Origin of the sequence: Streptomyces bambusae (genome assembly GCF_020532645.1) — a bacterium.
Classification (GTDB): domain Bacteria; phylum Actinomycetota; class Actinomycetes; order Streptomycetales; family Streptomycetaceae; genus Streptomyces; species Streptomyces bambusae.
Genome location: NZ_JAJAUZ010000011.1, coordinates 146,479 through 160,319 on the forward strand (window position 1 = coordinate 146,479; position 13,841 = coordinate 160,319).

The window sequence follows — 13,841 nt, forward strand, 5'->3', positions numbered from 1 at the left end:
CCTTTGGTTCCGCTCCCCCGCCGACCGCACGCCACCTCACCGCTAGGACCGGGAGGCACCAATTCCATGGGCGACAAGGCGAACACACCATCCGCAGCCGCCGGGGCCGCCGGCAGGGCACCGTCGGCCGACCGGCCCGACTCCCTCCGGAACGTGGTGCTGGTCGGCCACAGCGGCTCCGGCAAGACCACCCTGGTCGAGGCCCTCGCCCTGACCGCGGGCGCGGTCAACCGGGCCGGCCGGGTCGAGGACGGCGGCACCGTCTCCGACCACGACGAGATCGAGCACCGGCAGCAGCGCTCGGTCCAGCTCTCGCTCGTCCCCGTCGGCTGGGACGGCATCAAGATCAACCTCCTGGACACCCCCGGGTACGCCGACTTCGTCGGAGAGCTCCGGGCCGGTCTGCGCGCCGCCGACGCGGCCCTGTTCGTGGTCTCGGCCGCCGACGGCATCGACGGCGCCACCCGGATGGTGTGGGACGAGTGCGAGGCCGTCGGGATGCCCCGGGCCATCGTCGTCACCCATCTGGAGGCAGCCCGGGCCGACTATTCCCAGATGGCCACCGCCTGCGGCGACATCTTCGGCGGGGACGACCCCGACGCCGTCGTCCCCCTCTACCTGCCCCTGCACGGCCCCGCCGGCGCCGACGGCCACGCCCCCGTCACCGGCCTCCTCGGCCTCCTGACCCGCCGCGTGTACGACTACTCCTCCGGCGAGCGCACCGAGCGCGACCCCGACCCGGCCGAGCTGGCCCTGATCTCCGAGGCCCGCAACCGGCTGATCGAGGGGATCATCGCCGAGAGCGAGGACGAGGGCCTGATGGACCGCTACCTCGGCGGCGAGGACATCGACCTGCAGACCCTGATCGACGACCTGGAGCGGGCCGTGGCCCGCGGCACCTTCCACCCGGTCCTCATGGCCGCGCCCGCCGCGGACGGCGCCCGCCAGGGCCTGGGCACCGTCGAACTGCTGGAACTGATCACCGGCGGCTTCCCCACCCCCCTCGAACGCGCCCCCGTCGAGGTGACCACCCCCGACGGCGCGGCCCGGCCCGCCGTCGGCTGCGACCCGGCCGGCCCGCTCCTGGCCGAGGTCGTCAAGACCTCCTCCGACCCGTACGTCGGCCGGGTCTCGCTGGTCCGGGTCTTCTCCGGCACCCTCCGGTCCGACCAGACCGTCCACGTCAGCGGCCACGGGCTGACCGACCGCGGCCACGAGGACCACGACGTCGACGAGAAGATCGGCGCCCTCACGAGCCCGTTCGGCAAGCACCAGCGCCCCCTCGGCAGCTGCATCGCCGGCGACCTCGCCTGCGTGGCCAAACTCACCCGTGCCGAGACCGGCGACACCCTCTCCGCCAAGGACGCGCCGCTGCTCATGGCGCCCTGGGAGATGCCCGACCCGCTGCTCCCCCTGGCCGTCCGTGCGCACAGCAAGGCCGACGAGGACAAGCTCAGCCAGGGCCTCTCCCGGCTCGTCGCCGAGGACCCGACCATGCGCCTGGAGCAGAACCAGCACACCCACCAGGTCGTCCTGTGGTGTCTCGGCGAGGCGCACCGCGACGTCGTCGTCGAACGCCTGCGCAGCCGGTACGGGGTCCAGGTGGACCCGGTGCCGCACAAGGTGAGCCTGCGCGAGACCTTCGCCGGCAAGGCGGCGGGCCGCGGCCGGCACGTCAAGCAGTCCGGCGGGCACGGCCAGTTCGCGATCTGCGAGATCGAGGTCGAGCCGCTGCCCCCGGGCAGCGGGATCGAGTTCGTCGACAAGGTCGTCGGCGGCGCGGTGCCCCGCTCCTTCATCCCGTCCGTCGAGAAGGGCGTACGCAGCCAGGCCGCCCGCGGGGTCGCCGCGGGCCACCCGCTGGTCGACGTACGGGTCATCCTGCGGGACGGCAAGGCGCACTCGGTGGACTCCTCCGACGCCGCTTTCCAGACCGCCGGCGCCCTCGCCCTGCGGGAGGCCGCCGCCGAGGCCCGCATCGACCTCCTCGAACCCGTCGCCGAGCTTTCCGTACTGGTCCCCGACGACTACGTGGGCACCGTCATGAGCGACCTGTCGGGCCGCCGCGGCCGGGTCGTCGGCACCGAACAGGCCGGCGACAGCCGCACGCTGGTCCGCGCCGAGGTACCGGAGATCGAGATCGACCGGTACGCGGTGGACCTGCGCTCCCTGTCCCACGGCACCGGCCGGTTCAGCCGCAGCTACGCCCGGCACGAGCCGATGCCGCCGCAGTTGGCCGAAAAGGTCCGTGAACAGGCCGAGAAGGGCTCCTAGTTCCCCCTGAACGCGCGCGCCGCCCACCCAACTCGGTTGCGGTGGGCGGCATTTCCCCGTCCCCTGACGCGGAGGCACCCGCCCCCGTTAGGCTTTTCGGCAGGTGTGCCGGGTGGGACGGCGGGGAACGAGCCGCATGGGGAGCGACAGCGGGCGGCACGGATGCCCCCGCGGCACAGCCGGCACGGCACACGGCACGGCACAGCGATGGGGGCAACGGTGGCGGACGGCAGCTTTGATTTCAGTCCCGGGGCACAGGTCCCCCTCTCGGGGGCCGGCGGCCAGACCGCCGCGACCAACGCCCTGGCCTCGGTCGCGTACCGGGACAGCCCGGTCGAGAAGATCCTCGACGCCAACAACGAGTGGCACGAGTCCGCGGTCAAGAAGGGCAAGCTCTCGCTCTTCGCGCCCAACCTCGGCGAGGCCTTCTGCGCCGCCGTCGAGGCCCGCATGCTCGGCGCCGGCCGCAAACCCCTGATCCAGTCCTTCGGCGCCGAACCGCAGACCGTCGTCGAGCACTGCCTGGCGGCCTCCCGGATCCGCAAGCAGCGCGACCGGAAGCTCCGGCTGATCACCGTGGTCTGCGGCATCCTCTTCCTGCCCGGCACCCTGCTGTGGATCGGCCTGTTCCAGCTCCGCAAGTCCCTCGCCAAGTCCGAGAACAGCCGGACCACGTGGATGGGCACCGCCCTCCTCGTCGCCATCGGCATCGCCGCCGCGGTGCTCATGTTCCGGCTGCCCTTCACCGGCTTCTGGGGCTACTACCTCCGCGGTGTGATCATCGCCCCGGTCGCCGGCTGGTACCTGGCCCGCCGGATCTGCGAGGGCGTCGCCGCCGACATGCGGGCCCGCTGGGACGGCCTCCTCGACGGCGGCGGCGTCGGCGCCAAGATCCCCGAGGCGGTCCCCGCCAACCCCGGCGAGACCGCCGCCGAGGAACTGCGCCAGCAGCTCGCCCGCCTCACCGCCGAGGACCGCAGCAACTCCGTCTTCTACGCCGGCCCCAAGGGCATCCTCGGCATGGGCACCCGCTGGGGCAGCTGGCAGCTCGCCGAGGAACTCTCCCCCGCCACCCCCGGCACCGACATCAACCCGTTCCGCAGCTGGGACGTCATCCGCGAGATCGAGAAGCAGCTCTCCCAGCTCCACCGCGGCCCCCTGCACACCGGCGGCTTCCCCACTCCCTCCGTCAAGCACTGGGTGGTCTCCCCCGTCGGCGAAGGCGCCAAGGAGGTGGCCCGGCCGGCGGGCGGAGGCGTCGACACCTTCCAGGTGAGCCCGCAGGAAGTCACCCGGATCTGCAACGAGCAGCAGTTCAGCAACGGCAACCGGCACTACCTCGGGGTCCAGTTCACCCTCTGGGACGGCCAGCTCGTCATCACGATGATGGTCACCGTCACCGTGCTCTACCAGACCCTGCGCATCGAGGTCACCGGCCACGCGCTGGGGCCCGTACACGGCCTGTTCACCAGCAAGTCCGCGCCCAAGACCGTCGAGGTCGCCAAGACCGTCCGCTTCTGGGAGACCGTGGAGAACACCCTCCCCCTGGTCGACGCCACCGAGGTGGTCCGCCTCGCCGTCCGCGCCCCGCTCACCTGGTACCCGCCGCTGCTCAACTTCCTCGGCGGCAAGCTCGCCCTCCCCGAGCCCTTCGGAGTGCGGCACGTCTGGGCCGGCCAGCCCTGGCGGCACCGCTTCATGGCCGACGACGCCCTGCGCGCCGCCACCCCGGTGCTCCGCGTGGTCCACAGCGCCGCCATGAAGGTCCTCGCCGACAACAACGTCGACACCGAGCGCTTCACCAACCGCTCCATGATCGTCAGCGGCATGGTCCAGGACGCCGCCCCGCGCAAGGCCGACGTCTACGAGTGACCCGGCCGCGCCCGCACGGACAGACGGCGAGGGCGGCGGGACCCCGGGGTCCCGCCGCCCTCGCCGTACGTACGCGCCGCGCAGCTCAGCCCGAGGGCCAGGCGTCGGCCAGCATCTGCCGGGTCTCCGCCAGCAGCTGCGGCAGCACCCGCGTGTGGCCGATCACCGGCATGAAGTTCGAGTCGCCGCCCCAGCGGGGCACGATGTGCTGGTGCAGGTGGGCCGCGATGCCGGCCCCGGCCGCCACCCCCTGGTTGAGCCCGATGTTGAAACCGTGGGCGCCCGACGCCTTGCGCAGCGCCACCATCGCCATCTTGGTCATCTCGGCCAGCTCCGCGGTCTCGTGACCGTCGAGCTCGGTGTAGTCGGCGACGTGCCGGTACGGGACGATCATGGTGTGGCCGCCGTTGTACGGGTACAGGTTCAGCACCGCGAACACGTGCTTGCCGCGCGCCACCACCAGGCCGTCGGCATCCGACATCTGCGGGATCCCGCAGAACGGGCAGCCGTCCCCGGCCTCGGGACCGGTCGGCTTGTTCTCACCCTGGATGTACGCCATCCGATGGGGGGTCCACAGCCGCTGGAACGCGTCCTGCGTGCCCACTCCGTTCTGCTGCACCGGCTCAGTCGTCATGCCATGCAGCATATGGCTTCACCCCCGCCCGGCGTGTCGCCGGGGCACGCACCGGCCGGCCTGCGGCAATCCTGTCCGGATGGATCCAGTGACCGACCCCCGCCAGGAGAACTGGGAGCGGCGCTCCGAGGTGCCGCTGTTCCTGGTCTCCCTCGCCTTCACGGCCGGCTACGCGGTCCGCGTGCTCACCCCGCACTCCGACGCGGTGCTCCGCGACGCCGCCCTCGTGATCGTCTTCGCCGCCTGGGGCTGCTTCGCCGCGGACTACGCGGTCCGGCTGGCGCTGAGCGGCCGCCGCCCGCTGCACTTCGCCCGCACCCACCTCCTCGACACCCTGGTGCTCGTCCTGCCGCTGCTGCGCCCGCTGCGGATGGTGCAGGTGTACACCGCCTTCCAGCGCCGCCGGGCCCAGCCGCGACTGGGCCTGTACGGGCGGGTGATCTCGTACGCGAGCCTGTCGGCGGTGCTGCTGGGCTTCTCCGGGGCGCTGACCGTGTACGACCACGAGCACCTGGCGCCGGACGCCTCGATCCGTACGTTCGGGGACGCGGTCTGGTGGGTGTGCGCGACGCTGACCACGGTCGGCTACGGGGACGTCGCGCCGGTCACCGCGGTGGGGCGGACGGTCGCGGCGGGCCTGATGTTCGGCGGGCTGGCGCTGCTGGGCGCGGTGACGGGCTCGTTCTCGTCGTGGCTGCTGCAGGTGTTCACGCGGGAGGACGAGAAGGCCCCCGGGAAGTGAGTCACTTCCCGGGGGCCCTGCCCGTCACGCCTGCTGCCGGTGGGCGGCTCAGACCTGGACGCGGTCCGCGACGACCTGGGCCAGCTTGGCCAGCGCCTCGTGCTTGGGGATGCCGTTCTCCTGCGAACCGTCGCGGTAGCGGAAGGAGACGGTGCCCGCGGCCATGTCCTCGTCACCGACGATGATCATGAAGGGGACCTTGAGCTTCTGGTGGTTGCGGATCTTCTTCTGCATCCGGTCCGAGGAGGCGTCGACCTCGACCCGCAGGCCCTTCTTCTTCGCCTCGGCGGCGAACTCCTGCAGGTACTCGACGTGCCCGTCGCCGATCGGGATGCCGACGGCCTGGACCGGGGCCAGCCACGGCGGCATGGCGCCCGCGTAGTGCTCCAGCAGCACCGCGAAGAACCGCTCGATGGAGCCGAACAGCGCGCGGTGGATCATGACCGGGCGCTGGCGCGAGCCGTCCGCCGCGGTGTACTCCAGGTCGAAGCGCTCCGGCAGGTTGAAGTCGAGCTGCACGGTCGACATCTGCCAGGTGCGGCCGATGGCGTCGCGGCACTGGACGGAGATCTTCGGGCCGTAGAACGCGGCGCCGCCCGGGTCGGGGGTCAGCGGGAGGCCCTGCTTCTCGGCGACCTGCTGGAGGACCGCGGTGGCCTCCTCCCAGATCTCGTCCGAGCCGACGAACTTCTCCGGGTCCTTGGTGGACAGCTCCAGGTAGAAGTCGGTCAGACCGTAGTCGCGCAGCAGGTTCAGCACGAAGGTGAGGGTGCGGTCGAGCTCGTCCGCCATCTGCTCACGGGTGCAGTAGATGTGCGCGTCGTCCTGGGTGAAGCCCCGGGCGCGGGTCAGGCCGTGCACGACGCCCGACTTCTCGTACCGGTACACGGTGCCGAACTCGAACAGGCGCAGCGGCAGCTCGCGGTAGGAGCGACCGCGCGCGTCGAAGATCAGGTTGTGCATCGGGCAGTTCATGGGCTTGAGGTAGTAGTCAGTACCACCGTCGAGCTGCATGGGGGGGTACATGCCCTCCGCGTACCAGTCCAGGTGGCCGCTCTTCTCGAAGAGGGTGCCCTTGGTGGCGTGCGGGGAGTAGACGAACTCGTAGCCCTCCTCCTCGTGCCGGCGGCGCGAGTAGTCCTCCATGGTGCGGCGGATGATGCCGCCGCGGGGGTGGAAGACGGCGAGGCCGGAGCCGATCTCGTCAGGGACGGAGAACAGGTCGAGCTCGTTGCCGAGCTTGCGGTGGTCGCGCTTCTCGGCCTCGGCGAGGAAGTCGAGGTGGGCCTTCAGCTCGTCCTTCGACGGCCACGCGGTGCCGTAGATGCGCTGGAGCTGCTTGTTCTTCTCGCTGCCCCTCCAGTACGCCGAGGCGTTGCGCATCAGCTTGAACGCCGGGATGTTCCGGGTGGTCGGCAGGTGGGGACCGCGGCAGAGGTCCTTCCAGCACAGCTCGCCGGTCTTGGCGTCCAGGTTGTCGTAGATGGTCAGCTCGCCGCCGCCCACCTCGACGTTGGCGCCGTCGTCGGTGGAGGCCGCGCCCTTGATGCCGATGAGCTCCAGCTTGTACGGCTCGTCCGCGAGCTCCTCGCGGGCGGCCTCGTCGGTGACGACGCGCCGGGAGAAGCGCTGGCCGCGCTTCTGGATCTCCTGCATCTTCTTCTCGATGGCCTTGAGGTCATCGGGGGTGAAGGGCTTCGCGACGTCGAAGTCGTAGTAGAAGCCGTCCCGGACCGGCGGGCCGATGCCCAGCTTGGCCTCGGGGAACAGCTCCTGCACGGCCTGCGCCATGACGTGCGCGGTGGAGTGCCGCAGGATGTTCAGGCCGTCCTCGGAGGAGATCTCCACCGGCTCGACGGACTCGCCGTCCTGCACCTCGTACGAGAGGTCCTTCAGCTCGCCGGCCACGCGGGCGGCGATGACGGTGCGCTCGGCGGCGAAGAGCTCCGCCGCCGTGGTGCCCGTGGTCACCACGCGCTCTTCCCGCTCGGAATCGCGTTGGATGATCACACGGACGTCCGACACCGGTCTCTCCTGACTCATGGGGGTGCGGCAGTGGTCACTGCGCGCGCCTGAATCGTACCGAGCCGATGCGCTCGCCCGCGAAACGGTTACGGCCGGGCCGTCCACCACGACCGGAGCACACCGTTCCGGGAGGGTTCTACTCCTCCGCGAAGAAGTCCAGCTGCTCGTGGAGCGACTTGGCCAGCCGGTCCTGCTCCACCGCGTCGAGCGGTACGGGTGCCACGTCCGCCACGTCGGTGAGCCGGCGGAACCCGCCGCGCCGCTGGAGCCGGCCGGTGAGCCGGATGGGCAGTCCGACCAGGTGGGCGTGGCCGGCGACCGCGTACGCCTGCTCGTCGAGCACGGCCCGGACGTACGGCACCTCCGCCCCGGCCAGGACCCGCAGCCGGACGGTGCCGCCGCCGCGGGGCGCCGAGCGGCGCATCCGGACGACGGTGCCGGCCAGGCAGACCGCCTCGGCGGGCTCGGCGCCGGTGTAGCGGGCGGCGGCCTCGCGGAGGGCGGGCAGGTCGCCGGGCGAGAACTCGACGGGCTCGGGGCGGGCCGCGCAGCCGGCCGGGGCCCCGGCGGCGGGCGCCCAGGCCAGCGCGATACGGGCGCCTCCGGTGCCGCTGACCAGGGCGATCAGCGCGTCGGCCAGCTCGCGGCTGACACCGGCCTCGACGGCGGTGTCGAAGGCCTCCATGCCGCCGGTGGCGCGCTGGTAGTCGACGGCCTCGCGGGCCGCGTGCAGGGCCCGGTGCAGCCAGGTGACGGCGCCGCGGCCGTCGGCGACGGGCGCGAAGGCGGTGAGGCGGCGGCCGCCGGGAGCGGGTCCGACGAGGACCCGGTCGACGGCCTGCTCGGCCCGGGTGCGGTGCCGGGCGCCGTGGTAGCCGGCGCGGGCGACGTCCGCGAGGGCGGCTGCGACGAGCAGCCGGCGGGCGGCGGTGCGCAGCTGCTCCTGGATGGGCCAGGCGGCTTCCTGGGGCAGGCCGTCGGGCAGGTCGCGCCACCACCGGATCTCGTCGCTGGGCACGGTGAGCCCGTAGAGCACCTCGCGGGCGGAGGGCAGGGCGCTGCGGGAGAGGGCGGTGAGGGCCTCTTCCAGCAGGTCGGCGCTGTCGGGGAAGGCGTCGCTCTCGGGGACGAGCAGGCTGGTGCCGGACTGCGGGCCGCCGCCGGGCGGGGTCCAGCGGGCGTAGCGGCCGGCGGCGCCGCCGCGGCGCTGCCAGCCGTGCCGGTCCAGCAGGGCGCCGAGCACACAGGGGTCGACGGCCGCGGGGGCCGGGCCGGGCGGCCCGGCGAGGTGCGGCGGCAGGGGCTCCAGGTGCGGCCGGTGCATGGCGGGCTCCCTTCCGGCGGGCATCAGGGCCTGCCTCCCGACCCGACGCGGGTCATGATCCGGCACAGCGCCCGGTCGTCGAAGATCCGGCTGGTCGGGATCCGTACGGTGGTCCGGCGGCGGCCGGTGACCGGGTGTCCGGCCAGGTTGGTCCAGTAGCAGCAGTGGCGCAGGTCGAGCCGGTCGTGGCCGGCGCGCAGCCAGTCGCGGCGGTCGCGGGGCACGAGCATCACGACGAGGATCTTGTGGACGGCGACGGGGGTGCGGGCCAGTTTGACGAGGTGGTCGTTGTCGAGGGTGAAGGCGAAGGTGGGTCCGGGCGGGCCGGGCGCCACCTGGGCGGTCGCCTTGAGCTGGATCTTTATGGTGACCTCGTCGTCCACGGTGTGCTCGGGCGAGCCGTGGCTGACGTGCCAGTCGATGCCGTTGTCCGGGAACGGCTGGGACAGGGAGCAGCCCGCGGCGGCTGCGACCGCGTGCAGGTAGCCCACCTGGAGGGTCTCCATGCAGGCGGTGGTGGCGAGTGTGCCGCGCAGCGGTTCGGTCCGCTCGGGCACGCCCTCTTCGGGCTGTGCGAGCGCCATGGCTCCCCGTCGTCCTCCGGTCGGTACGGACGGTTCCGTGGTGTTGACGACCGCTCAGTTGTACGGTCCCCCACCGGTGTTGTCTCCGCAGCGGCCGGTCCGCAAACGGCGTACGGCGCGAGCCGTCCGGGTATCACGGACTCGGGCGGGGCCGGCGCGATCCGGGTGGTTCCGGTGCCGATGCGCCTGCTGCCTTTCGGGGACGAGGAGTTCGGACATGACACGCTGGTACGAGGGCCCGCTGGCCGCTTTTGACACCGAGACCACCGGAGTGGATGTCGAGCAGGACCGCATCGTGTCGGCTGCGGTCGTGGTGCAGGAGTGCGCGGGCGGCCGGGTCCGTTCGACGCGGTGGCTGGTGAATCCGGGGATTCCGGTGCCGGCCGGGGCCACGGAGATCCACGGCCTGACCGACGACCACCTGCAGCGGCTCGGCCGGTGGCCTGCGCCGGTGATGGAGGAGATAGCCCGCACGCTCGGGGAACAGGCGGCGGCGGGCCGTCCGGTGGTGGTGATGAACGCGCCGTTCGATCTGACGCTGCTGGACCGGGAGTTGCGCCGGCACCGGGCGTCCTCGCTGGCGCGGTACCTGGACAACCGGCCGCTGACGGTGCTGGATCCGCGGGTGCTGGACAAGCACCTGGACCGGTACCGGAAGGGCCGGCGGACGCTGACCGACCTGTGCGCGCACTACGGGATCACACTGGACGGCGCGCACGACGCCGCTGCGGACGCGGTGGCCTCGATGGAGGTGGTGCGGGCAGTGGGCCGCCGGTTCGCGGGACGGCTGGAGCGGCTGTCCCCGGCGGAGCTGCACACGCTGCAGGCGGTGTGGCACGCGGCGCAGGCGCGCGGGCTGCAGGCGTGGTTCGCGCGCAACGGTTCGGAGGAGGCGGTGGATCCGCACTGGCCGGTCCGGCCGGAGCTGACGACCGCGGCCTGAGACGCCGGCGCCCGTCCGCGCGCACGAAAAAGCCGGTCCGTCGATGACGGACCGGCTTCTCCCGGTGGGCGATACTGGGATCGAACCAGTGACCCCTTCGGTGTGAACGAAGTGCTCTCCCGCTGAGCTAATCGCCCGGGAACGGACTGAACCATACAGGGGTACCGGGGTTCGTTCAAACCGCGTTCCGGGGGCGGCCGCCCGGCGGGGGCTCCCGGGCGGCGAGGAGGGCCTGGAGGCCGCGCCGTCCGGAGCGCATCATCAGGGCGTGGTTGAGCCGGAACAGCGGGCGTCCGGGGACGGCGAGCCGGCGCATCAGCGGTTTGCGGACGGTGACTTCCTGCTCGTAGCGGGCCCGGGTGCCGCCGTGGCCGTCGGGCCGGAGCGTCCAGCGCACCCAGCCTTCGAGGTCGCCGTGGAGAGCGGCCTCCAGCACGCCGGCGGCCGGGTCGCGGCGCTGCCCGGTGGCCGTGACGTGGAGTTCGTACGGCAGGAGGGAGCGGAAGACGGCGGTGCCGCCGTCCTCGCCGTGCGGCACCACGCGCCGGACCTGGGGCCACCAGTCGGGGTAGCGGTCGGCGGCGGCGAGCACCGCGAACACCCGGTCGGGCGGCGCGGCGAGGTCCCAGACGCTGCGGAAGCGGTATCGGCTCCAGTCCACGCCGCCAGTGTGGCCCGCTGCCGGGCCGGGCGGGGCGTACTCAGGCGCGGACGCAGCCGGATCTGAGTACGTACACCCATGTCCTCGGTGCGTGACCGGGGCCACACTCCGGGCATGGACAACGTTCTGCCGCCGGCCGAGGAGCTGGTGCTGGTCGATCGCGAGCTCGTGCAACTCGATGCCCGGCGGGCCTGGTTGCTGGCCCGACGGGCGTGGCTGCTGGGTGTGCTGCAGCCGCCTGCGGCGGTGGCGCCGCCGTTCGCCCCGTGGTCCCCGCTGCAGCCGGCCGGGGGCCGGGACGCCGGCGGGCCGGCGGCGCAGCACGTGCTGCTGGCGCTGGGGGCCGCGCTGCTGGCGATCGCGGCGCTGGCGTTCACGGTGGTGAGCTGGGGCTCGATGGGCATCGGCGGCCGGTCGGCGGTGCTGGCGGTGGTGACGGGGGCGGCTCTGGCGGCTCCGGCGGTGCTGCTGCGCCGGGGGCTGGCGGCGACGGCCGAGGCGCTGGCGGGCCTGGGGCTGGCGCTGACGGTGCTGGACGCGTACGCGCTGTACGCGGTGGGGCTGTCGGGGACGGATCCGACGGCGTACGCGGCGGGGGCTGCGGCGGCGCTGGCGGCCGGCTGGGCCGGGTACGCGCGGCTGCCGGGCGGGTTGCGGCTGCCGGGGCCGGCGGCGCTGCTCGCGGCGCAGCTGCCGTTGCCGCTGGCCGCGGTGGCGGCGGGGGCGCCGGCGGCCGGGATCGCGTGGGCGTTGCTGGGTACGGCGGTGCTGGATGCGGTGGTGGTGCTGCGGGCGGGTGCGGTGCTGCGCTGGTTCGCGGGGGTGTCGGGCGGGATGACGGGCTCGGGGGCGCTGCTGGTCGCACTGGCGGAGTCCTGGGCGGGGGTGCCGCGTTCGGGGCCGGCGCTGCTCGCGGAGTCGCTGCTGCTGGTGGCGGGGGCGGGTGCGCTGGTGGCGGCCCGCCGGCTGCCGGTCGCGGCGGCGGGCGGTCCGGCGGCCGGGACGGCGCTGGTGGCCGGGCTGGCGCTGGTGGCGGGGGCCGGGGGTGCGCTGCGGCCGTCGGATCCGGCGTGGGCGGTGGCGGTGTACCTGCTGTGCGCGGGACCGCTGGTGGCCGTGGTGCGGTCGGGGGCGGAGCGGGAGCCGGTGCGGCGGGGCCTGCTGGGCGCTGCCGGGACGGTGGCGGGCCTGGCGGTGCTGCTGGTGCTGCCGGCGGCCTGGCAGGTGCTGGCGGCGCCGGTGGGGCTGCTGGACGAGGCGTGGGCGGCCGGGTCTGCTCCGCGGCGCTCCCTGGGGTGGCCGGGCGGTGTGGTGCCGCTGGTGCTGCTCGCCGTGGCGGCGGGGGCGGGTGTGGTGGGCCGGGTGGTGCGGCTGCCGTGGCTGGTCACGGTGGCGGCGGTGTCGGGCTGGCTGGGGCTGATGGTGCTGCCGGTGGCGGTGGGTCTGCCGGGTGCCGGGGTGCTGCTGGTGCAGACGGTGGCGGTGGCCGCGGTTCTGCAGGCGGCCCGGGCGGTGCCGTTCCCGGTGGTGCCGGAGCTGTGCGGGGTGCTGGGTGCGGTCTCGGTGTCCCTGGCGGCGCTGGAGGGCCCGTCGGCGACGTTCGCGGTGCTCGGGGCGCTGGCGGTGGCTGCCGGGGTCGCGGGGGCGGCGGGGCGGCCGGCGCCGGCGGTGCTGGCGGTCGGCTGCGTGACGGGGCTCCTGGTGGCCTCCGGGCGGCTCGCCGAGCTGCCGTGGCACATGTGTGCGGTCCTGGTGCTGCTGGTGCCGGTGGGGGCGGCGGTGCGGCCGCCGCGGGTCTGCCGGGTGCCGGCGGAGGCCGCGGCCGGGGCGGCGGGGGTGCTCGCGGTGGCCCTGGCGGCCGGGGAGCCGGCCTGGCTGGCGCTGGTGCTGGGGCTGGCCGGGGTGGTGTGCGCGGGGGCGGCGGTGCGGCCCGAGCGGCGGGTACTGGCCTGGCCTGCGGCGGCCCTGCTGGTCGCGGCGGCCTGGGTGCGGCTGGCGGCCTGGGAGGTGACGGTGCCGGAGGCGTACTCGCTGCCGGTGACCGCGGGCGCGCTGGTGGTCGGCGTGCTGCGGCTGCGGCGCGACCCGCAGACCTCGTCGTGGGCGGCGTACGGTCCCGGCCTGGCGGCGACGCTCCTCCCGAGCCTGATCGCGGCCTGGGGTGACGCGCACTGGCTGCGTCCGCTGCTGCTGGGCGCGGCGGCCCTGGCCCTGACCCTGGCCGGAGCGCGCCTCCGGCTCCAGGCCCCGCTCCTGCTGGGCGGCACCACGCTGCTCCTGGTCGCCCTCCACGAGCTGGCCCCGTACGTGGTCCAGGCAGCCGGGCTGCTCCCCCGCTGGCTCCCCCCGGCCCTGGCCGGCCTCGCCCTCCTCCTGGTCGGCGCCACGTACGAAAAGCGCCTGCACGACGTCCGCCGGGCCCGCGAGGCCTTCACCCGCCTCCGCTGACCCCGCCTCCGGGTGTAAGACCCTGCGCATCACATCCAGCCCCTCCGGCGCTTGAGCAGCGGGTCGAGGCAGAGCCCGATGCCCAGCGCCGCACGTCCTCCGGCGCTTGAGCAGCGGGTCCCGGCAGAGCCCGATGCCCAACGCCGCCACCCTCCAGCCCCTCCGGCGCTTGAGCAGCGGGTCCAGGCAGAGCCCGGGAGCCGACGCCGCACATCCAGCCTCTCCGGCGCTTGAGGAGCAGGTCCCGGCAGAGCCCCGTGCCCAGCGCCGCCACCCTCCAGCCCCTCCGGCGTTTGAGGAGCGGGTCCGGGCAGAGCCCGGTGCCCGGCGCCGG

Annotated in this window: 10 protein-coding genes and 1 tRNA gene; 5 read left to right on the forward strand and 6 right to left on the reverse strand. The window is 74.0% G+C overall.

Going from position 1 to position 13,841, the window contains the following annotated elements:
• Positions 1-66 precede the first annotated feature (66 nt).
• Positions 67-2,274, forward strand: a complete 2,208-nt coding sequence (locus LG634_RS10950) for an elongation factor G-like protein EF-G2 (RefSeq protein WP_226733516.1) — start codon at positions 67-69, stop codon at positions 2,272-2,274.
• 219 nt (positions 2,275-2,493) lie between these two features.
• Positions 2,494-4,146: an AbeC-like domain-containing protein gene (locus LG634_RS10955; RefSeq protein ID WP_504967645.1), complete on the forward strand. Its 1,653-nt coding sequence runs from the start codon at positions 2,494-2,496 to the stop codon at positions 4,144-4,146.
• 85 nt (positions 4,147-4,231) lie between these two features.
• On the opposite strand, the gene LG634_RS10960 is transcribed toward LG634_RS10955, so the two are convergent.
• Positions 4,232-4,792 (reverse strand): HIT family protein, encoded by a 561-nt coding sequence (locus LG634_RS10960; RefSeq protein WP_226733518.1) that lies wholly within the window; start codon positions 4,790-4,792, stop codon positions 4,232-4,234.
• Between the two features lie 67 nt (positions 4,793-4,859).
• On the opposite strand from LG634_RS10960, the gene LG634_RS10965 reads away from it, so the two are divergent.
• Positions 4,860-5,522 (forward strand): potassium channel family protein, encoded by a 663-nt coding sequence (locus tag LG634_RS10965; protein WP_226733519.1) that lies wholly within the window; start codon positions 4,860-4,862, stop codon positions 5,520-5,522.
• Between the two features lie 48 nt (positions 5,523-5,570).
• On the opposite strand, the gene thrS is transcribed toward LG634_RS10965, so the two are convergent.
• The 3 genes from thrS to LG634_RS10980 all read right to left on the reverse strand — a co-directional run bounded on the left by thrS (position 5,571) and on the right by LG634_RS10980 (position 9,455).
• Positions 5,571-7,547 (reverse strand): threonine--tRNA ligase, encoded by a 1,977-nt coding sequence (gene thrS / locus LG634_RS10970; RefSeq protein ID WP_226733520.1) that lies wholly within the window; start codon positions 7,545-7,547, stop codon positions 5,571-5,573.
• A gap of 136 nt (positions 7,548-7,683) precedes the next feature.
• Positions 7,684-8,871, reverse strand: a complete 1,188-nt coding sequence (locus tag LG634_RS10975; RefSeq protein WP_226733521.1) for a hypothetical protein — start codon at positions 8,869-8,871, stop codon at positions 7,684-7,686.
• Positions 8,872-8,894: 23 nt separating this feature from the next.
• Positions 8,895-9,455: a DUF4365 domain-containing protein gene (locus LG634_RS10980; RefSeq protein WP_226733522.1), complete on the reverse strand. Its 561-nt coding sequence runs from the start codon at positions 9,453-9,455 to the stop codon at positions 8,895-8,897.
• A gap of 217 nt (positions 9,456-9,672) precedes the next feature.
• Here LG634_RS10980 and LG634_RS10985 point away from each other — a divergent pair, with 217 nt between their 5' ends.
• Positions 9,673-10,398 carry a 3'-5' exonuclease gene (locus LG634_RS10985; RefSeq protein WP_226733523.1) on the forward strand — a complete coding sequence of 242 codons (726 nt, stop codon included), beginning with the start codon at positions 9,673-9,675 and terminating at the stop codon, positions 10,396-10,398.
• Between the two features lie 65 nt (positions 10,399-10,463).
• On the opposite strand, the gene LG634_RS10990 is transcribed toward LG634_RS10985, so the two are convergent.
• Positions 10,464-10,535: transfer RNA gene (locus LG634_RS10990), tRNA-Val, on the reverse strand.
• A gap of 38 nt (positions 10,536-10,573) precedes the next feature.
• On the reverse strand, positions 10,574-11,059 hold the full coding sequence (locus LG634_RS10995; protein ID WP_226733524.1) for an SRPBCC family protein: 486 nt from the start codon (positions 11,057-11,059) through the stop codon (positions 10,574-10,576).
• A 114-nt stretch (positions 11,060-11,173) separates the two neighbouring features.
• Here LG634_RS10995 and LG634_RS11000 point away from each other — a divergent pair, with 114 nt between their 5' ends.
• Complete coding sequence (locus tag LG634_RS11000) at positions 11,174-13,507, forward strand: SCO7613 C-terminal domain-containing membrane protein (protein ID WP_226733525.1); 2,334 nt, start codon at positions 11,174-11,176, stop codon at positions 13,505-13,507.
• Positions 13,508-13,841: the final 334 nt, after the last annotated feature.

Coding starts and splice junctions, on each gene's coding strand:
- LG634_RS10960 (WP_226733518.1), bottom strand. CDS start 4,792: ATGCTGCATGGCATGACGACTGAGCCGGTGCAGCAGAACGGAGTGGGC.
- LG634_RS10985 (WP_226733523.1), top strand. CDS start 9,673: ATGACACGCTGGTACGAGGGCCCGCTGGCCGCTTTTGACACCGAGACC.
- LG634_RS11000 (WP_226733525.1), top strand. CDS start 11,174: ATGGACAACGTTCTGCCGCCGGCCGAGGAGCTGGTGCTGGTCGATCGC.
- LG634_RS10965 (WP_226733519.1), top strand. CDS start 4,860: ATGGATCCAGTGACCGACCCCCGCCAGGAGAACTGGGAGCGGCGCTCC.
- LG634_RS10980 (WP_226733522.1), bottom strand. CDS start 9,455: ATGGCGCTCGCACAGCCCGAAGAGGGCGTGCCCGAGCGGACCGAACCG.
- LG634_RS10975 (WP_226733521.1), bottom strand. CDS start 8,871: ATGCACCGGCCGCACCTGGAGCCCCTGCCGCCGCACCTCGCCGGGCCG.
- LG634_RS10950 (WP_226733516.1), top strand. CDS start 67: ATGGGCGACAAGGCGAACACACCATCCGCAGCCGCCGGGGCCGCCGGC.